Raw genomic sequence first — 22,154 nt, forward strand, 5'->3', positions numbered from 1 at the left:
AAGCCCCCATGCTTGAGCGTACGGCAGAAATGTAGGAGCGAACTTGTTCGCGAAAGGGGCCGCACAGCCGCAGAAGATTTGGCGTTCAAAACACCACCTTCGCGAACAAGTTCGCTCCTGCAAAAGCCTGGCCCCACGGTATCGACGATACAAGGGAGGCGGTTGCGTACTACGGTGTTGCGTTCAGCACGCCGAGCATCACCTCGGTCTGCCACTCGAAATACGGGTTGAACGTCAGGCGCGCATGGATCTTGCCCGGTTCGGTGTAACCCCAGTCCGAATACCATACCGGCTCGCCTACCATGCACTTGGCGGTGTCCGGCGTGCTCTGGCCGTTCCAGCAGATACGCTGGCTGCCGGATACGCCGTAAAGCGGATTGTCCGCTGAAAAAAGCAGGCCCATGTGTGAGAAGCGGCTGATGCGGTATTCCGGCAGGTAGTCCTTGCGCACCTCGACGCGCGGCGTATCGGCAGCCCGGGCGGGAAGGTCGCCGTACCAGATCAGGCGACTGGCGGGGCTGCTGAAGCGCTGGCTGAAATTATCCAGCACGTAATCAGTGTCGAGTACCGAGTCGTGCTCGGCGATGGCGATGAACACCGGCTTTGCATAGCGCCGCTGATGCAGGCGGTCCTGGGCCAGCGCGCTGCTGCGATAGAACTGGGCAAAACCATTGGTGGGCATGTTCATGTAGCGAACCGGCGTCTGCATTGGGCGCAGGCCTTGATTCGGCGCGGCAAGCCAGGGTCGTGCCCAGCCGATCCACGGAGTCAGCCAGGCATAGCCGCTGTTGGAGCGAAATGCCGGCGAGAACAAGAGCAGCCCGGAGATTTCGTCGTGCCCATAGGCGTAATCGAGGACCAGATTGGCGCCGGTGGAAAAGCCGCCCAGATAGACCTTCGGCACTTCACGAGCGAGCAGTTGCGCCTGTTCGCGTACCACTTGCTGCCACTGTTCGAGGCGCACGTCGAGCATGTCTTCGGGCTTGGTGCCGTGCCCCGGCAACAGCACGGTTCGGACCAGATAGCCCTGAGCAGCGAGCGTCTGTGCCACGTCATGAAACGACCACGCCGAATCCCCCAGACCGTGCACCAGCAGCACGCCGCCCTTGGGTGTCCCGCTCGGCGTCCACTGGCGCGGCGCGTTCCAGTCCAGCTCGGCCTGGTGGTCGGCGGTCTGGAAGTTGCGCTGGTTGCGGATCAGCTCGAGGGTCTGCTGACGGTAGTCTTCAAAGCGCTGTTTCGGCTCTTCGCTCTCTGCCATTGACGTGCAGGCTTGCAGGGTCAGCAGCGACAGCAGGCTGGCGAGTCGGAATTTGATCAAAGGGGCGCCTGTGCACACATATTCGAGGGTTCAAAAGGTCGACGCGGGCACTCTGCCATGTACGTCGCGCCCGTGACTACTTTCAGGCACACTCGGGCGTTCTATAACTTCAACAAAATGTATCCATATGCCCAACCATTGCAAGCCTCGCCACGCGTCAGGAGTCGTTCATGTTCGCCCTTGACCGAGCGCTGGCCCAGGACATCGTCGACCGGGCCATGGCCATCCTGCCTTACAACGTCAATGTCATGGACTACCTGGGCATCATCATCGGCAGCGGTGATGCCGAGCGCTTGTGTACCCGTCATGAGGGTGCGCAGCGAGTGCTGGCCAACCGGCAGGTGGTGGAAATCGATTCTCTGGCAGCGTCGCAGCTCGGGGGTGTCAAGCCGGGCGTCAATCTACCGCTGATGCTCGATCATCAACTGGTGGGCGTGCTCGGTATCACCGGCGAGCCGGACGAGGTGCGGGTGTATGGCGAATTGGTCAAGATGACTGCCGAGATGCTCATGGAACAGCGTCGTCAGCAGGCTGACCTTCAGTGGCGGGCGCAACGCAGCGAAGACCTGCTGGCTCGCCTGCTGTTGCCGGATTGTCCCGATAGCCTGGTGGATGAAGCACGACAGTTGGGTTTGCAGCCGCACATGGCGCGCCAGGTGGTACTGCTGCAGTTTGCCGAGGAGGGGCTGGCTGCCAGCCAGGTTGCCAAATGGCTTGGCACGCGCTATGCCGACAGCTGGTGCGTGCTGCGTGAGCCGACCTTGCTGTACTGGTGCCGCGCGACGGGCAAGGAGCTTGACGATGCGCTGCTGCTCAAGCAGTTCGATGAGCACCACTGGCCAGTGCTGCGTATGGCCACCGTGGCGCAATCGGCGGACCTGCCCACCCTGCGCCAGGCCTGCGCGGCAGCGCGGGATCTGCTCGACTACGCCCGTCAGGCAAGGCCGGCGCAGCGCCTGCTGCGTCTTGAAGCCTATCGGCTGCCGTTGCTGTTCTGGCGCTACCGGCATGACTGGCTGGCTGAACACGTCGCCGAGCCAATGGAGCGTCTGCACGCGCATGCGCAACTGCTCGACACCTTGTGCAAATGGTTCGAGTACAGCGGCGAAAGTCAGGCCTGCGCCGAAGCGCTGGGTATCCATCGCAACAGCCTGCGCTACCGGCTGGAGAAGATTGGTGAGTTGACGGGCTGCGACCCTTACAAGACCGACGACCTGCTGCAACTCTACCTGGGCGCGCAGATGATCACTCGTCAGACCTGAAGCCGGGTTTTGTTCAAACGCCCGATAATGGCGACGGATCATTGTGCGAGCGGCAGGCGGCAAGCACGGTCTTGAATGAGAGCATTCGAGCACCGGATCTGGAGAACAACAATGAAAATAGTCATCGCCCCCGACTCGTTCAAGGACAGCCTCAGCGCCCAGGCAGTTGCCGACGCGATCGCCAGTGGTCTGGCCGAAGTCTGGCCGCACGCCGAGTTGATCAAATGCCCGATGGCAGACGGCGGGGAGGGCACCATCGAGGCGCTGCTGGCTGCCTGCAATGGCGAACTGATGAGCGCCAGCGTCAGCGGCCCGCTGGGCGCCCCGGTCAATGCCCAGTGGGGCTGGCTGGCGGACAGCAGGACCGCAATCATCGAAATGGCCATGGCCAGCGGTCTGCAACTGCTGACCCTGGCACAACGCGACGCCTGCGTGACCAGCACGGAAGGCACCGGCCAGTTGATCTCGGCGGCACTGGATGCGGGAGCCCGTCGGGTGATCCTGGCCATCGGCGGCAGCGCAACCAATGACGGCGGCAGCGGCATGCTTTCAGCCTTGGGTGCACGCTTTCTGGATGCCGACGATCAACCGCTGGCGCCGGGCGGGCTTGCGCTTGCGAACCTGGCGCGTATCGACCTGAGCGGTTTCGATCCACGCTTGTCTGACGTGCGCGTCGAGATCGCCGCCGACGTCGATAACCCCCTCTGCGGGCCGAATGGCGCCTCCTCTGTCTTCGGCCCGCAAAAAGGCGCATCGCCCGAGCAGGTCGTGGCGCTGGACGCCGCACTCGGCTGTTTTGCCGACCAAACGGCTCAGGTTCTCGGCCAGGACTTGCGCGACAGCCCTGGCAGCGGTGCAGCGGGGGGCATGGGCTTTGCCGCCAAGGCCTACCTGAAGGCCTCGTTTCGTGCCGGCGTGGAAGTGGTGGCCGAACTGACCGGGCTGGAACAGGCGCTGATCGGTGCCGATCTGGTCATCACCGGCGAAGGCCGTTTCGACGCACAAACCCTGCGTGGCAAGACACCGCTTGGTGTTGCGCGAGTCGCCCAGCGTCGGCAAGTGCCGGTGATTGTGCTGGGGGGAACCCTTGGCGACGGCTATGAGCAGATGTATGCGCACGGCATCGGCGCAGCCTTTGCTCTGGTCAGCGGCCCAATGAGCCTCGAGCAGGCCTGCCGCGAGACCCGCCGCCTGCTGCACGAGCGTGCGCGCGACGTGGCGCGGCTCTGGCAAATGGCTTCGGGCGGTTGATGACTGCGCTGTGATCAGCGGGCACCGGACGAGCGATTGGCCGTTATTTTAAGTAACCCTGCAAATGATCACTGGGCGTCCTAAAGAATTATTTGATCAGGGCGATACGCTGTCGGTTGTCTGACAACTTCGTGTCGGGCACTGCCCTCAAAAAATATAAAGAGCCCTGGTCATGAATCTACGCAAACTCACTATCGCTCGTCGTGCCGGTCTGGGTTTTACCCTTATTTCCCTGCTGGTGGCATTGCTGGGGTGGTTTGCGCTGGCGCAGATGTCGACCATCCGCCAGAGCGAAGTGGCGGTGGAGACCAACTGGCTGCCCAGCATGCGAGTGGTCAACGATATCCGCGAAATCATGCTGCGTATTCGGACCATTTCCTTGCGCATGGCACTGGACACCGATCCTGCGAGCATTCCGACCTACCGTGGCCAGCTGGACGTACGTCTGGGCGATCTGGACAAGAAGCTGGCCATTCTCAAGACCTTTGTCGACACCCCGGAAGAGAAGTCGCTGACCGACCAGTTCATGGTGACCATGGGCCAATACCGCAGTGCGCTGGACCGTTCCTTTGTACTGGCCGGCCAGGGCGACAGCGTCGGGCTGAACAAGCTGCTGCTGGTCGACATGAAGCAGATCGTCGACGGTTCCGGCAAGCAACTCGGTGACCTGGCCGACTTCTATCTCACCCAGGTCGATGCGGAAGGCAAGTCGGCCGGGGCCCAGTACGACAAGTCGCGCGACATCGTCATTATCTTTGTGGTCATTGCCGCGCTGTGCACCATCGGCCTGGCACTCTGGCTGACCCGCAGCATCGTCGGCCCGCTGCAACGTGCAGTAACCGCCGCCGAGCAGGTTGCCAACGGCGACCTGACCCATACCATCGAAGTCGATGGCGAAGACGAAGTCACCCGACTGTTGCGTGCCCTGGCGATGATGCAGGTCAATCTGCGTGAAGCCATGCGCCACATCGGCAGTTCGGCCACTCAACTGGCATCGGCCGCCACCGAACTCAACTCGGTCACCGAAGACAGCTACCGCGGGCTGAACCAGCAGAATGCGGAGATCGACCAGGCCGCCACAGCGATCAACGAAATGACCTCGGCAGTCGAGGAAGTTGCGCGTAACGCCGTATCCACGTCGGACGCCTCCAACCAGTCCAGTACCTCGGCATTGGCGGGCCAGACGCGGGTGATCGAGACGGTGCAGTCGATCCAGACGCTGACCGACAACGTGCAGGCCACCTCGACGCTGGTGCAAAACCTTGCCAATCAGTCGCAGGACATCGGCAAAGTGCTGGACGTGATCCGCTCGATTGCCGAGCAGACCAACCTGTTGGCACTCAACGCCGCCATCGAAGCGGCACGTGCAGGCGAGTCGGGCCGTGGTTTCGCGGTGGTGGCGGACGAAGTCCGCGCATTGGCGCATCGCACCCAGCAGTCGACGCTGGAAATCGATTCGATGGTCAGCGCCATGCGCAGCGGTTCAGCGCAGGCGCTCGACTCGATGAACACCAGCCGCGCTCGGGCCGACTCGACATTGGCACTGGCCAAGGGCGCGGGCGAGTCCTTGAGCGAAATCACCTCGTCGATCAATCAGATCTCCGAGCGCAATCTGGTGATTGCCAGCGCGGCGGAAGAGCAGGCGCAGGTCTCGCGTGAAGTCGACCGCAACATCGTCAACATTCGCGATCTGTCCATGCAGTCGACTCAGGGTGCCAACCAGATCAGTGCGTCGAGCCATGAATTGTCGCGTCTGGCGGCCGATCTGAATCAGGTGGTCTCACGCTTCAAGGTGTAAAACCCTACATTGATACAGGTTGTGTCCGCTTGCCGACGATCGACCGGACGCGCATTATGCCCTCGGTCGAAATGACCTCCGGTACAGTCTGGGCACAACCTTATCGAAGGGGGCGGCATCGCTTCATGAATAACAATAATCAAACCTTCAGCAGTTGGCTGCGCTCGCCAGCCCATCACCAGTGGCTGGCACTGGAAGGCAATCGTCTGTTGACCTTCGCCAAGGCTTCGAGGCTGGACAACGGCTTTGGCAGTCTTGATGACTACGGTCGGCTGATGGTCGGTGCCACCGCAGGAACCATGAACACGGCACGCATGACCCACTGTTTTGCCATGGCGCATGCGCAGGGTATTCCCGGCTGCGCTGCGCTGGTCGATCACGGTATCGCCGCACTGCGCGGACCGTTGCACGATGCCGAGCACGGCGGCTGGTTCAGTGCCGCGCTCGAAGACGGCGGCAAGACTGACAAACAGGCTTATCTGCATGCGTTCGTCGCACTGGCGGCCAGCTCTGCCGTGGTGGCGGGGCGGCCTGGTGCGCAGGCATTGCTGTCCGACGCCATCCAGGTGATCCAGACGCATTTCTGGAGCGAGCAGGAAGGCGCCATGCGTGAGTCATTCGCGCGGGACTGGAGCAGTGAAGAGTCGTATCGCGGTGCCAACAGCAACATGCACAGCACCGAAGCCTTCCTTGCGCTCGCCGATGTGACGGGTGACGCGCAATGGCTCGACCGGGCGCTGAGCATTGTCGAGCGGGTTATCCATGAGCATGCCGGCGCCAACAACTTTCAGGTCATCGAGCATTTCACCCAGGATTGGCAGCCGCTGGCCGATTACAACCGGGAAAACCCGGCCGACGGTTTCCGGCCCTTCGGCACCACGCCGGGGCATGCCTTCGAATGGTCGCGGCTGGTGTTGCATCTGGAGGCCGCGCGCCGTCAGGCTGGACGCGCCAACCCCGAATGGTTGCTGGACGATGCCCGCCAACTGTTTGCCAATGCCTGCCGGTACGGTTGGGATGTCGACGGTGCCGCGGGTATCGTCTACACCCTCGACTGGCAGAACGAACCGGTGGTCCGTCACCGTCTGCACTGGACTCATTGCGAAGCGGCCGCCGCTGCCGCCGCATTGCTACAACGTACCGGCGAGCAGCAGTATGAAGACTGGTATCGCTGTTTCTGGGAGTTCAACGAGACCCTGTTCATCGATCACGAGCATGGCAGCTGGCGCCATGAACTGAACGAACGCAACGAGCCCAGCGCAGACATATGGCCCGGCAAGCCGGACCTTTACCACGCCTATCAGGCCACGTTATTGCCGGTGTTGCCCTTGGCGCCAAGCCTGGCCAGCGCTCTGGCGGGGCTGGAATGAACGGCTAGCGTCAGTTGGGCCTGAAATCCGGGGTCAAAGCGCAGGGATGCGTTTGTCGGTCAGGCGAATGATCTGCCGGGCCAGGAAGCTGCCGGTCAGGATCACGCCGAACAGGCGCAGGGTCTGCATGGCCAATACGAAACCGACGTCGGCGTGCGTATCGATGGCAATAATGGCCATGGTGTCCAGGCCGCCCGGGCTGGTCGCCAGGTACACCGAGAGATAATCCTTGCCCATCATCACGGCAATCAGCCAGGCCGACACGGCGCAGAGCACGATCAACAGCAATGAGGCCAGAATCATCATCGGCAGCCGTCTCCAGACGTATTGTACCGTCGGCCGGTCGAAACGCAGCCCGACGTAGCAGCCTATGGCACCGTAAGCGATGGGCAGCAACCACGCCGGGACGGTGATCTGCATTACCCCACTCAGTTGCAGCGCGCCGCCCAGCATCAGTGGCACCAGCAAGGCACCTGCCGGAAGACGCGAACCGACTGCCACGCCAGCGACAATGACTGCCAGGCTCAGCGCCAGGTCGACAACGTTCAGGCTGGGCAATGCCGCTGCACTGCTGTGCAGCGCCGCAGCTGAATCCGGTATGCCGATGAAATGGCTGACCAGCGCGCCGATGGTGACCACGCAGACGACGCGCACATATTGCATGGTGGCGACGATGCGCGAGTCGGCACCGTAATCCTCGGACATCGCGACCATTGCCGAAGCCGCGCCCGGTGACGTGCCCCAGGCTGCGGTATTGCTCGGGATACCGGCAAAGCGCACCAGCACCAGTCCAACCGCCGCGCTCAGCACCACCGTGAGGATCGTCGCCAGAAGCATGACGTGCCATGAATGAAGGGCGGTGAGCAGCACGCTGACCGACATGGCATGCGCGATCAGCACGCCGACCGTGCCCTGACCGAGTTGAAAGGCCCGCTTGGGCATACGGATGCTGGCGCCTGAAACACCAAAGCCGATGGCGACCAGCATGGGCCCGAGGAACATCGCAGCAGGCATATCGAACAGTTTGAGCAGTTGCCCGGCAATGCCGGCTATCAGGATCAGACCCGCCCATTGAGTCAGCGGGGAAAGGGAGGAAAGCGAAAAGCGTGAAGCGTTTGACAAGGACGTTCTCCTTGATTGGGGTAAATCACATACGCACAGTATCGACTTCGCAACTCATCAAGTCTATTTTCTAATAATCATGAATTGATAACTTTGGTTGATAGATATGGACCTGCGTGATCTCACCTATTTCGAAACTATTGCCGAACTGGGGCATCTCGGACGGGCTGCGGAGAAGCTCAATCGCAGCCAGCCAGCGCTGACCAAAAGCATTCAGCGCCTTGAGGAATCATTCGGCACGCGACTGTTTCAGCGTGACGGCCGACGCATCAAGTTGACGCCCGTGGGCGAGCTGCTGCAGGCGCGTGGCAAGGAATTGCAGCAAAGCATCGCCCAGACCCAGCGCGAGATTCGGGATTTCGCCAGTGGCATGGTGGGCAACATACGGGTCGGCTGCGCTGCGACGATGGCGGAATACCTGATGCCGAAACTGACTTCGGCCTTGTTGCAGCGTACCCCGGACGTCACCTTGAAGCTGGTGATAGGTCAGGATGACCTGCTGCGCGAATCGTTGCGCTCCGGTCAGCTGGACATGATCATTTGCGCGCTGGCGCCCGACAGCGAAGACGTCACCAGCTTCGCCATACTGCAGGACGAAGCTGTGGTGGTCGCCAGCAAGAATCATCCGATTTTCAAGCCGTCGTTGAAGATGAGTGACCTGTGCGCGTATCGCTGGGTACTGCCGCCGGTGAGTGTTTCATCGCGCAAATGGCTCGACGCGACCTTCGCCGCTCACGGCCTGCCGCTGCCGACGGTGCAGATCGAAGCGAATTCGATCTCGCTGCTGCCGGGGCTGATTGCCCGCAGCAACCTGTTGAGCTTCATTGCCCGCGAGTCGCTGGAGTTCGGCAAGACCATGCAGCACCTGCGCGAGGTGCCGCTCGAGCAGACCACCCTCAAACGCACCATTGGTGTGACGTTGCGCAAGGGCGGTTATCTGTCTCCTGCGGCAGAAGGCATGTTGCAGATGCTGCGCGACAACGGCGGGGACTTTCGGGGTTGGGGCTGACAGCCTGCGTTCAGCCGCTCCCCGGCAGGGCCTGAAAGCCACTCAGGTACCTTGCCAGCGCCTCTGCGCCCAGTTCCACGGTCGAGCTGGTACCCGCCCAACTGCAGGCCAGCATCAAGTTGCGCGGCAAGTCGAAGTCTTCAACCGTAAACCCATTGGCGTCGAGACCGTCTTCATCGTGAGGAACCAGCTCGCGCAGCGACGCGACCGGTTCAAAGTACGCCCACACCGGCTTGTTCAGTGCGACCGCCATACCGACTTCAAAGGCCGTGCCTGAATCCGGCTCCAGGCCGCGGAACACGTTCAGGTTGACCAGCATGGCAGAGCAGCGATGAATCATCGCGACGTTCATCGAGTAAATCTGCTGCGCGGTTTCATGCGCGGTCCGTCCCTGCGTGACCTCATTGTCAAACGGATACAACCCCTCAAGCCCGTGTGCCGCGCACAATGCCTTGAGATAGCGTCCATGTTCCACGGCGTCGGTCCTGAACACGTCGAAGCCTGCGAGATAAACCAGTGGCGCGTGCATATTCGTCTCTCGGCTGCAGATATTATCCCGCCGATTCTAAAGCCGGCCGTCAGCCCGCGATACATGCCATTGATCGGCCGAAACACGTTCAGCAGGCGTTTGCGCTGGAATCTGTACGGATAACCAGTATCCTTGTTCAGTCTGCTCATTTGTATGTGAACGCTGGCCTTGAATACTTCGCCCCTCGACAATCCGTTTTATTACCTGGAAAACTTCCGTCAGGTCCTTGGCTGGATTGCCCGGCGCTACGATGACCTGCTCGATGCAACCGAGCGCCGCTTCATCAGCGAGTTTGCCGAATTGCCGGTGCCCGCCCAGGGTTTGCTGGTGCGCATGGTGATGCGCAAGGGTGTGTTGTTTCGGGCCAGCAAACTCGGTTATGTCGAGATTGGCGATCCTCATGACGCCGTGCTGCCGCTACTGGCGCGGGAGTGGGTCGACAGCGCTCCGCCACTGGGCTTGAGCGAGCTGTTCCAGCTGCTGCGTCGGGATGAGTTGAGCCACTGCTTCAAAGACCACGCGGTCAAGGGCCCTGAGCGCAAGCAGGAATGGTTCGAGCGCCTGCAGCCGATGTACCCGTCGCCGCAGTCCCTTGAACAATGGTACCCGACGTTGTCCGACGCTGTGTTCGGCCTGAAGATCATGCCGCTGTGTGATCGCCTGCGCTTGCTGTACTTCGGCAATCTGTACCAGGAATGGTCTGAATTCGTGCTGGCTGACCTGGGTATCTACCGCTACGAAAAGGTCGAGTTCTCGCTGGAGTCGCGCGGCATCAACCAGCGTGCCGACATTGATGTGTGCCTGCAATTGCATGCCTGCCGGGAAGCACTGGAAACCTGCCTGGAGCTGCATGCGCTGGCCGAGCGTGTCATTGCCATCGAGTGCGGCAATCCGTGGTTGCTGATGCGTCGTGGCAAACTGCTGTTCCGTATCGGGCAACAGGCCGAGCGCATCCAGGACTGGCCTCTGGCGATGGCGGTGTATCGTCAGTCGAGCTACCCCGGCGCGCGTTCAAGGCAAATCCGCGTGCTGGAGCGCAATGCCGAGTATGCAGCGGCGCTGACGCTGGCGGAGCAGGCCCGTCTTGCACCGGAAAGTGATGCGGAGGTCCAGCACCTGTCACGCGTCTTGCCACGCCTGCAACGCAAGCTCGGCCTGGCGGCGGCGCGCAAGCGCACGGTGCGGGCCATTGCACGGCTGGACGTGCAGGTCACGCCGGTGTCGGGGATGAGTGTCGAGCGTCTGATACGCCTGCACCTCGAAGCCGAGCAGGGCGGGGAAGTGCATTACGTCGAGAATGCGCTGATCAATTCACTGTTCGGGCTGCTGTGCTGGCGAGCCATTTTTGCGCCGTTGCCGGGTGCATTCTTTCATCCGTTTCACAGTGCGCCGAGTGACCTGTACAGCCCTGACTTCTATCAGCGCAGGGCTGCGTTATTCGATGCCTGTCTGGTGCAACTGGAGTCGGATGAATACCTGGCGACCATTCGTGAGCATTTTGAAAGCAAATACGGCCTGCAATCACCCTTCGTATTCTGGGGAGCGCTGACGCCGGAGCTTCTGGAGCAGGCGCTCTATTGCCTGCCGGCAGCGCACTTGCTTCGCTGGTTTCGTCGCCTGTTGCAGGACATAAAAGCCAACCGGACAGGGATGCCCGACCTGATCCAGTTCTTTCCGCAACAGCGTCGTTATCGAATGATCGAGGTCAAGGGGCCGGGTGATCGCCTCCAGGACAACCAACTGCGCTGGCTGGACTTCTGTGCCGAGCATGGCATGCCGGTGGAGGTGTGTTACGTGCAATGGGCAACTGACGACAGTGCTTGTGTCAGTAGCGACCTGTCAGACCATCAAGGGGCCTTGTGCCCGTCCTGACTGTCCTGGTGATCTGCATCATGCGGGTGTTTCGAGTCATGAGGCTTGTCATCTGCACTGCCGTTCTTTCCGGGCAAGGGATCCATGCCTTTGGTGCCGGGGCTTGTGCCTGGTGCGCCGGGGCTGGTTCCATCGACGTTCTTTTCCGTACCGGTGCCTGGGACCTTAGGGCTGTCGCCTGCCGGGTTGGTCGGGCCGGTCGACCCTGCAAATGCGCTGGTGCCCGAGAGGGCCAAAAATGCTGCGAGGCTTATGGCCCCCAATCTATTCCTAATCATGATGCAACCTCCGTAAGTACAGGGACTGAAACGGTGCCGCTAGAAGGGTGGACCCGCGGGCAGGGCATGGTCCTGCCCGCGTAAGACGCCTGATTACTGAGTCTTGGTCTTTTCAGTGGGGGTGCTCTTGTCGTGCGTGCCGTGTGTCGTCTTGTCGTGCTTCATCGAACGCTCGGCTGCCGCTTCCTTGCTTTCAGTCTGCACACCTGGGGTCTCGGACGAGGTGCGGTCCATCGGCTGGGTATTGGTGCCCGGCAGTTTGGTCGCATTCTTGTTGATCGGGGTTTCAGGGGTAGTGGTCGACTCGGCGAAGGCGGCGCCTGAAGCTACAGCCATCAGGCCAGCAAGGGTCAGGGCAGTCAGTTTGGTCTTGATCATGATGCTAACTCCGTTGTTTTAAAGTACTCACGTTGGTCATTGGCCAGTGGCCATAGGTGCCGTCGAACCCGACGAACGGTAGATATCTTCCATGCATCAAGCCTTACGCCGTTGCTATCCACCTTGAGAGTGATCGCGCGCTTTTTTCGGTCATTCATGCACCCCTGAACACCGTCAACAGCGGAGTTTTAAGTTGATTTAGCTATAACGTGACCGCTCGGTCATTTACAACGATTCTTAAAATCACACTTTCTTACATTTTTATAACGCCAATGGCATTTCGCCATCCGATGGGTGGTGGCAGAACGCTATTTGGCTTGATGTAGCGTGAATAGCCCGTAAACATTGGCTTTTAAAGGGGTTTTCATCGCCAGTGACGTAGGAAATCACTTACAAAAAAGTTCCCCTCCGGACACGATTCGTTGGATTGTCATTAAACAGCAACATTTGAGGTTTTAAATCCGCCTCGGGCCTCCTTAAGTGGACCACCACACAATCTCCTGGACTGAGGTATTACCGTGATTCTGCTGACTAAAAAACGCTTGTCGCTTCTGATCGCATCGCTGTGCCTTAGCGGTGTGGCTCACGCGACTGATGTAACAGGCGCTGGTTCGAGTTTCGTCTACCCGGTTATTTCGGCGTGGTCCCAGGACTACAGCAAGAGCAAGGATAACCGTATCAACTATCAGTCCATCGGTTCGGGTGGTGGTATTGCCCAGATCAAGGCTGCGACCGTTGACTTCGGTGCATCCGATGCTCCGATGTCCGCAGAAGACCTGCAGGCCGGCGGTCTGGGTCAGTTTCCGAGCGTGATCGGCGGTATCGTGCCGATCGTCAACGTCGAAGGCGTCGAAAGTGGCGAGCTGAAGCTGGACGGTCCAACCATCGCCAAGATCTTCATGGGCGAGATCAAGAAGTGGAACGACCCTGCAATCACTGCGCTGAACTCGGGCGTCAAACTGCCTGATACCGCCATCACCGTCGTTCACCGTTCGGACGGTTCGGGCACCACGTACAACTTCACCAACTACCTGAGCAAAGTCAGCCCCGAGTGGAACGAGAAGCTGAAGTTCGGTTCGACCGTACAGTGGCCAGCAGGCGTGGGCGGCAAGGGTAACGAAGGTGTTTCGGCCTACGTGAAGCAGATCAAGGGTTCGATCGGCTACGTCGAGTACTCCTACGCGACCACCAACAAGCTGTCCTACACTCAGCTGAAAAACGCGGCTGGCAAATTTATCAAACCAGACGCCAAGGCTTTCGCAGCAGCTGCTGACACCGCCGACTGGGCGAGCGCCAAAGACTTCAACCTGATCATGACCAACGCGCCGGGTGAGGCTGCATGGCCGATCACCGCGACCACCTGGATCATCATGTACAAGAAAGCCAAGAACGAAGAGAAAAGCACTGCGGCTTTCGACTTCTTCAAGTGGTCCCTGGAAAACGGCCAGAAGCAGGCCGAGAAACTGGAATACGTAGCATTGCCTAAATCGCTGGTTGATCGCGTGGAAAGCTACTGGAAAACGGAATTCACCAAGTAAGTGATTCAACCCGTACCACCCCTGTCATCAGCCGCGATATCGGCTCGGTGACAGGGGCTTTTCCTTGCGAGTGGCCTCAACATGACTGAAAACACCCAATACCTGTCCGCTAACGTCTCCGCTGGTGAGTCCGAGGGCGAGAAGCGCGCCAAACGGGATCATCGTCATGACCTGTGGTTCAAGCGTTCATTGCAGGCTGCAGCGATGCTGGTGCTTGCTTTGCTGGGTTGTATTGCCTTGTCGACCCTGTGGGGCGGCAGTCTGGCATTCCAGACTTTCGGGTTTGGCTTTCTGACCAGCACCGAGTGGGACGTGAACGCCGGCAAGTTCGGCGCGCTGGTTCCGATTTACGGCACCCTGGTTACCTCTTTTCTGGCTTTGCTGATCGCCGTACCGGTGAGTTTCGGCATTGCAATCTTTCTCACCGAAGTGGCACCACCGTGGTTGCGCATGCCGATCGCCTCGGCCATCGAGCTGTTGGCCGGTATCCCTTCGATCATCTACGGCATGTGGGGGCTGTTTGTCTTCGGCCCGTTCATGGCTGAACACCTGTCGCCGTGGATCACCGAAAACCTTGGCGCACTGCCGCTGATCGGTCCGATGTTCCAAGGGCCGCCGCTGGGTATCGGCATGCTGACCGCCGGCATCGTGCTGGCGATCATGATCACCCCGTTCATTACCTCGGTGATGCAGGAAGTCTTCCGTACCGTGCCCGTGGCCCTCAAGGAGTCGGCCTATGCACTGGGCGGTACGACCTGGGAAGTGGTCTGGGACATCGTGCTGCCTTACACCCGTTCGGCCGTGGTCGGCGGTGTGTTCCTGGGGTTGGGACGCGCGCTCGGCGAAACCATGGCGGTAACCTTCGTACTGGGCAACGCGCATCAGTTCTCGGCTTCGCTGATGATGCCGAGCAGTTCGATCGCTTCGGTGATTGCCAACGAGTTCAACGAGGCCTATACCGACTTGCACCGTTCGGCACTGATTGCCCTTGGCTTCCTGTTGTTTGTCGTCACCTTCATCGTGCTGGCCCTTGCACGCCTGATGCTGTCGCGCCTTTCGCGTAAGGAGGGGTTATGAGTAAGGATGTGACCGGCAGCGAGCACCTGTATCGGGTTCGCAGTATCAAGAACAAGATTGCGATGGTACTCAGCTGTGGCGCCACCGCCTTCGGCCTGCTGTGGCTGGTGTGGATTCTGCTGACCACCATCATCAAGGGTATCGACGCGCTCAACCTGCAACTGTTCACCGGCATGACTCCGCCGCCGGGCACCGAGGGTGGTCTGGCCAACGCGTTCTACGGCAGCGTGCTGATGTCCGGCATCGGCCTGCTGATCGGTACGCCGATCGGCCTGATGGCCGGCATCTGGCTGGCCGAGTTTGCCCGCTACACCAAACTGGGCAACACGGTTCGCTTCATCAACGACATCCTGCTCTCGGCACCTTCCATCGTGCTCGGCCTGTTCGTCTACACCGTCGTGGTTCTGCCACTCAACGCGGTGACAGGCCATCAGGTGGGCTTTTCGGCGATTGCCGGCGCGCTGGCGCTGGCATTGCTGGTGATCCCGGTGGTGGTGCGTACCACTGACGAAATGATGCAATTGCAACCCTCGACCATGCGTGAAGCTGCGCTGGCGCTGGGTGTGCCGCAATGGAAGCTGACCCTGCAAATCGTCCTGCGCGCAGCCAAGGCCGGTGTGGTAACCGGCGTATTGCTCGCATTGGCACGCATCACCGGCGAAACCGCGCCGCTGCTGTTCACCGCTTTCGGCAATCAGTTCTGGAGCAGCGATCTGCTCAAACCCATCGCCAGTGTTCCGGTGGTGGTTTTCCAGTACGCCATGAGCCCGTTCGATGACTGGCACTCCCTGGCATGGGCCGGTGCGCTGGTCATGACGTTGTTCGTACTGATACTGAGTCTGCTGTCTCGCTTAATTCTTCTGCGCAATAGGGCGTCCTGATGAACAACCTTTCCCTGGCCAACGAAAAAACCAAGATCCAAGTACGCGGTCTGGAGTTTTTCTACAACAACCAGAAGTCGTTGAAGTCCATCGACATGACCATCCCCGAGAAGCGCATTACTGCGATCATCGGCCCGTCGGGTTGCGGTAAATCGACCCTGCTGCGCGTCTTCAACCGCATCTACGCGATGTACCCGAAGCAGGAAGCGCGCGGTGAAGTGCTGCTCAATGGCGAAAACATCCTGGCGCCAGGCTATTCGATGAACCGCCTGCGCAGTCATGTGGGCATGGTGTTTCAGAAGCCGGTGCCGTTCCCGATGTCGATCTACGACAACATTTCCTACGCCATCAAGCACCACGAAAAACTGTCGCGTCGGGAAATGGAAGATCGCGTCGAGCAGGCCCTGCGTGGCGCGGCCTTGTGGGACGAGGTCAAGGACAAGCTCAAGCAGAGCGCGACCGGTCTGTCCGGTGGTCAGCAGCAGCGTCTGTGCATCGCCCGTACCATCGCGCTGCGTCCTCAGGTCTTGCTGCTCGACGAGCCGACGTCGGCACTTGACCCGATTTCCACAGGACGTATCGAACAGCTGATCACCGAACTAAAAGAGCAGTTCACCGTGATCATCGTGACTCACAACATGCAGCAGGCGGCGCGTTGCTCCGACTACACGGCCTTCATGTTCATGGGTGAACTGATCGAGCACGGCGACACCGACACCATCTTCACCAAGCCCTCCAAGACCCAGACCGAAGATTACATCACCGGTCGTTTCGGCTGATCATCCGGCCAGGGCGGACGCTTCCTGGCGCTCGCCCATGAACGCCTCGATCCTGCTGCGCAGCCAACGCTCGGCAGGGTCGCTGTCCATCACACTCAGCCACGTCATCGACAGGTCCAGCCCCGGCGTGGGGAAGGGCAGTGGCTCGTCATACAGCAGACCCAGTGCGCTCATGGCCTCTGCCGCGTAGTCGGACAGCCCCGAAATCATGTCGGTGCCGGCCATCAAAGCGGGCAGGGTGGCAAACTGCGGCACCGACAACACCACCTGACGCTTGCGTCCCAGCGCGGTCAGCCACTCATCGGCGAAACTGCTGACACTCGCGACGTGCGAGACCACAACGTGTGGGCGCGAGCAGTATTCGTCCAGGCTCATGGGACCGGCAGGCTTGTCGGCGCGCACCAGCCTCGGCTGCACGTTACGCAGCGTCTTGCGCTTGGCGTTGGCCGGCAGTTCACGGGTCAGGCAGACGCCGACGGTGATGTCGCCCGACATCAGCACCTCGGAGATATTCAGGTAGTCGACATGCTTGACCACGATCACCACGCCGGGCGCTTCTTCGCGGATGGCCTTGAGCATCGCCGGCAGCAGGCCGAACTCGACGTCATCGGTCAGGCCGATGCGAAAGGTCATTTTGCTGACTGACGGATCGAAGTCGGTGGTCAGGCTGAGCGCCGTGGACATGGCGTCCAGCGCGGGCGTCAGGTGCTTGAGAATCTCGTGAGCGCGTGCGGTGGGTTCCATGCGATGGCCGACGCGGATGAACAGCGGGTCGTTGAGCAGACTGCGCAGGCGATTCAGGGCGGCGCTTATCGTGGGTTGGCCGAGAAACAGTTTTTCGGCTGCGCGGGTGACGTTACGCTCCTGCATCAATGTTTCGAATACCACCATCAGGTTGATGTCGGCCTTGCGCAGTTCATTTCGATTCATTGCTGTTCCTTGGCGTCAGACCCGGATGGCCACGACGGCCTGTAACGGACGGCCCAGTCTAGGCAGGCACGGCAGGAGGCGTCCAGCATTTTGCCATCGTCGGAAATCAGCGTGAAGAAACGTCTGCTTACGGTTCTGTTGGCAGGAAAAGGGCGAATCTGTTGTGGGAAACAGGGTCTACTTGCAGGTCCGCCGCGTGCAGTTCAGCGGTTCGAGAATTCGACTCTATTTACAGGAGGTGCCCCTTATGCGGGCTGCAAAGATTGCCGGCATGTTGATGTCGTTGACGCTGTCAGGCGCAGCACTGGCTGAGACGTCCGGTTATGGCCAGCAACTGGAAGGTTTCACGTACCCCCATGCGCTGCACAAATTCAGTTTCCAGTCCCAGGGCCAGACGCTGGAAATGGGTTATATGGACGTCGCGCCCAGTGGCAAAGCCAACGGCCGCACGGCGGTGCTGATGCATGGCAAGAATTTTTGCGCTGCGACCTGGGAAGACACCATCAAGGGACTGAGTGCCGCGGGCTATCGCGTCGTCGCAGCGGATCAGATCGGTTTCTGCACCTCGACCAAGCCGGAGCACTACCAGTACAGCTTCCAGCAGTTGTCGATGAACACCCACGCGCTGCTGGAAAAACTGGGCCTCGACAAGGTGTCGGTGGTCGGTCACTCCACGGGCGGCATGCTGGCCACGCGTTATGCGTTGATGTACCCGAAGCAGACCGAGAAGCTGGTGATGGTCAACCCGATCGGTCTGGAAGACTGGAAAGCACTCGGCGTGCCTTACCGCAGCGTCGACCAGTGGTATGAGCGAGAGCTGAAGACCACCGCCGAAGGCATTCGCGCCTACGAGCAGAAGACTTACTACGACGGCCGCTGGAAGCCTGAGTATGACAAGTGGGTCGACATGCTGGCCGGTCTGAACAAAGGGCCGGGTCACAAGGTCGTGGCCTGGAACTCGGCGTTGATCTACGACATGATTTTCACCCAGCCGGTGTTCTACGAGTTCCCCAGGTTGCAGGTGCCGACGGTGCTGATGATTGGTGATGCCGATACCACTGCCATCGGCAGTGACATCGCCCCGCCTGAGGTCAAGGCGAAGATCGGCAATTACAAGGTACTGGGCAAGCAGGTGGCGCAGATGATCCCGGGCGCCAGGCTGGTGGAATTCAAGGGCAAGGGCCATGCCCCGCAGATGGAAGACCCGCAAGGCTTCAACAAGGCACTGGTCTCCGAACTTCAATAAGCTGCACGTCACGCCACGCGGCAACCTGGTCCGATAGCGACCAGGTTGTCTGCGACCGGCACTGCCGATTAAACGGCAATCTCTACCTGATCACCTTTGAGCCTTACCGGCCAGACGTCGAGCCGCTGATCCGGGTATTCGATACAGCTGCCGTCGTGCAGGCGAAAGTGCTGCTTGTACAACGGCGAGGCGATGACCAGTTCGCCCGCGATCTGCCCGATCAGACCACGCCCGATCACGTTGGCCCCCGATTTGGGATCGCGGTTGTCGATGGCAAAGAGCTGCTCGCCCTGTGCAGTTTCGGGCAGGTAGAACAGTGCGACCTGCGCGCCGTCCAGCCACGCAACGACGCCTGAATTGGCGACCAGATCCGCACGTCCGCACAGGGGCTGCCAGTGCTGCTGCGCTGCCGCGGGCGCATTGTCGCCGGTGCGTATTGTCTGAGACGCGTTCATCACACCACCTCCTTGAACAACGGAATAAGAGCCAGCTCTTCGGGTCTTGCCGGGCGCCGCTGGGCGCGTTCCTTGACGAACTGCACGTCGGGGTCAGCACGCCCGTCGTTGACGAAGGTGCGGAAGCGCTTGAGTTTTTCCGGGTCCTTGAGGGCGTTGGCCCATTCGCATTCGTAGCGGTCGACCACCAGTTGCATCTGCGACTCCAGCTCGGCGGCCAGGCCCAGGCTGTCGTCGACGATGACCGCCTTGAGATAATCGAGGCCGCCTTCCAGCGTTTCACGCCAGACCGAAGTACGCTGCAGCTTGTCGGCGGTGCGGATGTAGAGCATCAGAAAGCGGTCGATGTAACGAATCAGGGTTTGGTCATCCAGGTCGGTGGCGAACAACTCGGCGTGACGCGGACGCATGCCGCCGTTGCCGCACAGGTAAAGGTTCCAGCCGTTCTCGGTGGCAATCACACCGACGTCCTTGCTCTGCGCTTCGGCGCATTCGCGGGTGCAGCCGGACACGGCGAACTTGAGCTTGTGCGGCGAGCGCAGGCCCTTGTAACGGTCTTCGATACGCAGCGCCATGGCGACGCTGTCCTGCACGCCGTAGCGGCACCAGGTGCTGCCGACGCAGGATTTGACCGTGCGGGTCGACTTGCCGTAGGCATGGCCGGTTTCGAAGCCTGCCTCGATCAGCTCGCTCCAGATATCCGGCAACTCGTGCAGTTGTGCGCCGAACAGGTCGATGCGCTGGCCGCCGGTGATCTTGGTGTACAAGTCGTATTTTTTTGCCACCGCGCCAATCGCAATCAGGCCGTCCGGGGTGATTTCGCCACCCGGAATACGCGGCACCACCGAGTAGGTGCCGTTTTTCTGCATGTTGGCCATGAAGGTATCGTTGGTGTCCTGCAGCGGCACCAGTGAAGGCTCGGTGATGGGGCGGTTCCAGCACGACGCCAGGATCGAGCCGACTGCGGGCTTGCAGATGTCGCAGCCATGCGCGCCTTTGCCATGCCGAGTCAGCAGTTCGTCAAAGGTCTCGATGCCTTCGACGCGCACCATCGAGTACAACTCCTGCCGGGTATAAGCAAAGTGTTCACAGAGGCTTTTGTCGACCGCCACACCGCGAGCGATCAGTTCATGCTCGAAAACCTGTTTGAGCAATGCCGTGCAACCGCCGCAACCGGTGGCCGCCTTGGTGCAGGACTTGATTGCGGCCAGATCGGTGCAGCCATTGTCGATGGCCGAGCACACCGCGCCTTTGCTGACGTTATGGCAGGAGCAGATAGTCGCTGTGGCGGGCAGGGCGTCGGCGCCCAGCGTCGGCGCGCCTTCGCCACGCGGCAGAATCAGGCTCGATGGATCGGCGGGCAGCGGGATGCCGTTCTGCGCGTATTGCAGCAGCGTGTCGTAATAGCTGTTATCGCCAACCAGCACAGCGCCGAGCACCTGCTTGCCATCGGCCGACACCACCAGGCGACGGTAGCTGGCGGTGGCTTCGTCAATGAAGCGATAACTGACGGCCCCGGCCAGCGCACCGTGCGCATCACCGATGGAGCCGACATCCACGCCCAGCAGTTTGAGCTTGGTGGACATGTCGGCGCCGAAGAATGCGTCAGTATCCTGTTCGCACAATTGCGCTGCTACGCCACGGGCCATTTGATAACCGGGCGCCACCAGGCCGAACACACTGCCGTTCCAGGCTGCGCATTCGCCGATTGCATAGATGTCGGCGTCGCTGGTGCGGCAGTGCTCGTCGATTGCGATGCCTCCGCGTGGGCCGAGCGCCAGCTCGCATTGGCGGGCCAGGGCGTCTTGCGGGCGAATGCCTGCGGAGAACACGATCAGGTCGGTCTCGAGAAACTCGTCATTGGCGAAGTTCATGCGGTAGCGGTACTGCTTGCCGTCGCTGATCGACTGCGTGGCGCGCGACAGATGCACGCCGACGCCCAGCGCTTCGATACGCGCCTTCAACGCAGCGCCACCGAGGTCATCCAGTTGCACCGGCATGAGACGCGGCGCGAACTCGACGACATGGGCTTCCAGCCCCAGCGATTTAAGCGCATTGGCCGCTTCCAGCCCCAGCAGACCGCCGCCGACCACTACGCCACGGCGGGCTTTCGTCGCTGCATAGCGAATGCTGTCCAGGTCCTCGAGTGTGCGATAGACCAGCCGGGAGTTGCCCCGCGCGCCCTCGATAGGCGGTACGAACGGGTAGGAGCCGGTGGCCAGGATCAGCTTGTCGTAACTGAAGCAGCCCTCGGCGGTAATGATTTCGTGACGATCACGATCAATCTCCAGCACCGGTACGCCGAGGTGCAGCGTCAGGCCGGGTTGTTCGTAGACAGACATCTCGCTCATGGCCAGCGATTCGGCGTCGCGGCCGGTGAAGTATTCGGACAGGTGCACGCGGTCGTAGGCGCGCTGTGTTTCCTCGCCAAAGACGTGGATGCGATAACGCTCGAGTGCGCCGCCTGCGATCAACTGCTCGACGCAATGATGCCCGACCATGCCATTACCGACGACGATCAGGGTTTTTACATCGTTGAGGGGGAAGACTGTGGTGTTCATAGCGAGTCCCGGCCGAGGCCAATCAGGTTTTTCAAAGCAAAAAAAAAGCGCCCGGAACCTTTCGGTTCCAGGCGCCTTTGCCTGTTCTCTTATGGGTGTTCTGGGGGGCCATCGAGCCACGTTGCCGGAGGCGCCCTGATAGCCCTCTGGTCTCTGCGAGACTGGCGATCCACGTCGATCAACCGGGGCGGCCCGACCACATTCATGGTGGGGTTGTTGAGTAATATGCAGGGCCTGTGCCAGCTTGCGCCGGCAGCGCTTCAAGCCCGAATTGGCAATACCCGCAAGGCTGCGCAGCGTTTACGATGGCGTCAGGCGCATGATTTTTTCTGCCTTGCATTGGTGCGCATCAAGGGGATTACGCTGTAAAGCTGTGCGCCGTATTGACCGCTCACGATAATCGGCGTTTTTGCCTGTGGGCGCCCCAGTCGCTCCAGGCACATATCGTTCCTCACGCTCTGGTGTGACCCCCGAAGGTTGGATGCAACCTTTGGAGG

General features: G+C 60.5%; 19 protein-coding genes and 1 pseudogene. 12 read left to right on the forward strand and 8 right to left on the reverse strand.

Annotated features, from left to right (window positions below; all coding sequences use genetic code 11):
* Positions 1–169 precede the first annotated feature (169 nt).
* Positions 170–1,261 (reverse strand): alpha/beta hydrolase, encoded by a 1,092-nt coding sequence (locus QRN50_RS19065; protein ID WP_162886572.1) that lies wholly within the window; start codon positions 1,259–1,261, stop codon positions 170–172.
* 230 nt (positions 1,262–1,491) lie between these two features.
* On the opposite strand from QRN50_RS19065, the gene QRN50_RS19070 reads away from it, so the two are divergent.
* The 5 genes and pseudogenes from QRN50_RS19070 to QRN50_RS19085 all read left to right on the forward strand — a co-directional run bounded on the left by QRN50_RS19070 (position 1,492) and on the right by QRN50_RS19085 (position 7,002).
* Positions 1,492–2,583, forward strand: coding sequence for a CdaR family transcriptional regulator (locus QRN50_RS19070; RefSeq protein ID WP_096127465.1), 1,092 nt, complete (start codon positions 1,492–1,494; stop codon positions 2,581–2,583).
* 111 nt (positions 2,584–2,694) lie between these two features.
* Entirely contained in the window at positions 2,695–3,834 is a 1,140-nt protein-coding gene (locus QRN50_RS19075; RefSeq protein WP_096127464.1) for a glycerate kinase, read from the forward strand.
* A gap of 172 nt (positions 3,835–4,006) precedes the next feature.
* Positions 4,007–4,777 (forward strand): annotated as a pseudogene (locus tag QRN50_RS25980) (HAMP domain-containing protein); the annotation flags it as partial.
* 15 nt (positions 4,778–4,792) lie between these two features.
* Positions 4,793–5,632, forward strand: coding sequence for a methyl-accepting chemotaxis protein (locus tag QRN50_RS25985; protein WP_370661157.1), 840 nt, complete (start codon positions 4,793–4,795; stop codon positions 5,630–5,632).
* 125 nt (positions 5,633–5,757) lie between these two features.
* Positions 5,758–7,002, forward strand: coding sequence for a D-mannose isomerase (locus QRN50_RS19085; protein WP_003407482.1), 1,245 nt, complete (start codon positions 5,758–5,760; stop codon positions 7,000–7,002).
* 33 nt (positions 7,003–7,035) lie between these two features.
* Here QRN50_RS19085 and QRN50_RS19090 read toward each other — a convergent pair whose 3' ends face one another.
* Positions 7,036–8,124 (reverse strand): AbrB family transcriptional regulator, encoded by a 1,089-nt coding sequence (locus QRN50_RS19090; protein WP_011268226.1) that lies wholly within the window; start codon positions 8,122–8,124, stop codon positions 7,036–7,038.
* Positions 8,125–8,230: 106 nt separating this feature from the next.
* On the opposite strand from QRN50_RS19090, the gene QRN50_RS19095 reads away from it, so the two are divergent.
* Entirely contained in the window at positions 8,231–9,133 is a 903-nt protein-coding gene (locus QRN50_RS19095; RefSeq protein WP_011268225.1) for a LysR family transcriptional regulator, read from the forward strand.
* A gap of 10 nt (positions 9,134–9,143) precedes the next feature.
* On the opposite strand, the gene QRN50_RS19100 is transcribed toward QRN50_RS19095, so the two are convergent.
* On the reverse strand, positions 9,144–9,662 hold the full coding sequence (locus tag QRN50_RS19100; protein ID WP_003407474.1) for a nucleoside 2-deoxyribosyltransferase: 519 nt from the start codon (positions 9,660–9,662) through the stop codon (positions 9,144–9,146).
* 168 nt (positions 9,663–9,830) lie between these two features.
* Here QRN50_RS19100 and QRN50_RS19105 point away from each other — a divergent pair, with 168 nt between their 5' ends.
* Positions 9,831–11,534, forward strand: a complete 1,704-nt coding sequence (locus tag QRN50_RS19105) for a VRR-NUC domain-containing protein (protein WP_011268224.1) — start codon at positions 9,831–9,833, stop codon at positions 11,532–11,534.
* Here QRN50_RS19105 and QRN50_RS19110 read toward each other — a convergent pair.
* Together QRN50_RS19110 and QRN50_RS19115 are read right to left on the reverse strand one after the other, a co-directional pair.
* The gene (locus tag QRN50_RS19110) at positions 11,510–11,812 is read right to left on the reverse strand and encodes a hypothetical protein (protein WP_011268223.1); all 303 of its coding nucleotides are present in this window, start codon (positions 11,810–11,812) and stop codon (positions 11,510–11,512) included. The two genes, QRN50_RS19105 and QRN50_RS19110, sit on opposite strands and share 25 nt — an antisense overlap.
* Before the next feature lie 93 nt (positions 11,813–11,905).
* Positions 11,906–12,190, reverse strand: coding sequence for a hypothetical protein (locus tag QRN50_RS19115; protein ID WP_003407470.1), 285 nt, complete (start codon positions 12,188–12,190; stop codon positions 11,906–11,908).
* A gap of 518 nt (positions 12,191–12,708) precedes the next feature.
* On the opposite strand from QRN50_RS19115, the gene pstS reads away from it, so the two are divergent.
* The 4 genes from pstS to pstB all read left to right on the forward strand — a co-directional run bounded on the left by pstS (position 12,709) and on the right by pstB (position 16,465).
* Positions 12,709–13,728 carry a phosphate ABC transporter substrate-binding protein PstS gene (gene pstS, locus QRN50_RS19120; RefSeq protein ID WP_003407468.1) on the forward strand — a complete coding sequence of 340 codons (1,020 nt, stop codon included), beginning with the start codon at positions 12,709–12,711 and terminating at the stop codon, positions 13,726–13,728.
* Between the two features lie 81 nt (positions 13,729–13,809).
* Complete coding sequence (pstC, locus tag QRN50_RS19125) at positions 13,810–14,805, forward strand: phosphate ABC transporter permease subunit PstC (RefSeq protein WP_003371940.1); 996 nt, start codon at positions 13,810–13,812, stop codon at positions 14,803–14,805.
* The gene (gene pstA / locus QRN50_RS19130) at positions 14,802–15,686 is read left to right on the forward strand and encodes a phosphate ABC transporter permease PstA (RefSeq protein ID WP_003407464.1); all 885 of its coding nucleotides are present in this window, start codon (positions 14,802–14,804) and stop codon (positions 15,684–15,686) included. Before pstC ends, pstA begins: the two co-directional genes overlap by 4 nt.
* On the forward strand, positions 15,686–16,465 hold the full coding sequence (gene pstB / locus QRN50_RS19135) for a phosphate ABC transporter ATP-binding protein PstB (RefSeq protein ID WP_002553918.1): 780 nt from the start codon (positions 15,686–15,688) through the stop codon (positions 16,463–16,465). Before pstA ends, pstB begins: the two co-directional genes overlap by 1 nt.
* Here pstB and QRN50_RS19140 read toward each other — a convergent pair whose 3' ends face one another.
* Complete coding sequence (locus tag QRN50_RS19140) at positions 16,466–17,395, reverse strand: LysR family transcriptional regulator (RefSeq protein WP_096127462.1); 930 nt, start codon at positions 17,393–17,395, stop codon at positions 16,466–16,468.
* A 247-nt stretch (positions 17,396–17,642) separates the two neighbouring features.
* Here QRN50_RS19140 and QRN50_RS19145 point away from each other — a divergent pair, with 247 nt between their 5' ends.
* Entirely contained in the window at positions 17,643–18,641 is a 999-nt protein-coding gene (locus tag QRN50_RS19145) for an alpha/beta fold hydrolase (RefSeq protein WP_096127461.1), read from the forward strand.
* A 68-nt stretch (positions 18,642–18,709) separates the two neighbouring features.
* On the opposite strand, the gene nirD is transcribed toward QRN50_RS19145, so the two are convergent.
* Together nirD and nirB are read right to left on the reverse strand one after the other, a co-directional pair.
* Positions 18,710–19,096, reverse strand: a complete 387-nt coding sequence (gene nirD / locus QRN50_RS19150; protein ID WP_024642826.1) for a nitrite reductase small subunit NirD — start codon at positions 19,094–19,096, stop codon at positions 18,710–18,712.
* Positions 19,096–21,657, reverse strand: coding sequence for a nitrite reductase large subunit NirB (nirB, locus tag QRN50_RS19155; RefSeq protein ID WP_096127460.1), 2,562 nt, complete (start codon positions 21,655–21,657; stop codon positions 19,096–19,098). The genes nirD and nirB overlap by 1 nt, the downstream gene beginning before the upstream one ends.
* Positions 21,658–22,154 lie beyond the last annotated feature (497 nt).

Origin of the sequence: Pseudomonas sp. MEJ108 (assembly GCF_030208985.1) — a bacterium.
GTDB lineage: Bacteria > Pseudomonadota > Gammaproteobacteria > Pseudomonadales > Pseudomonadaceae > Aquipseudomonas > Aquipseudomonas fragariae.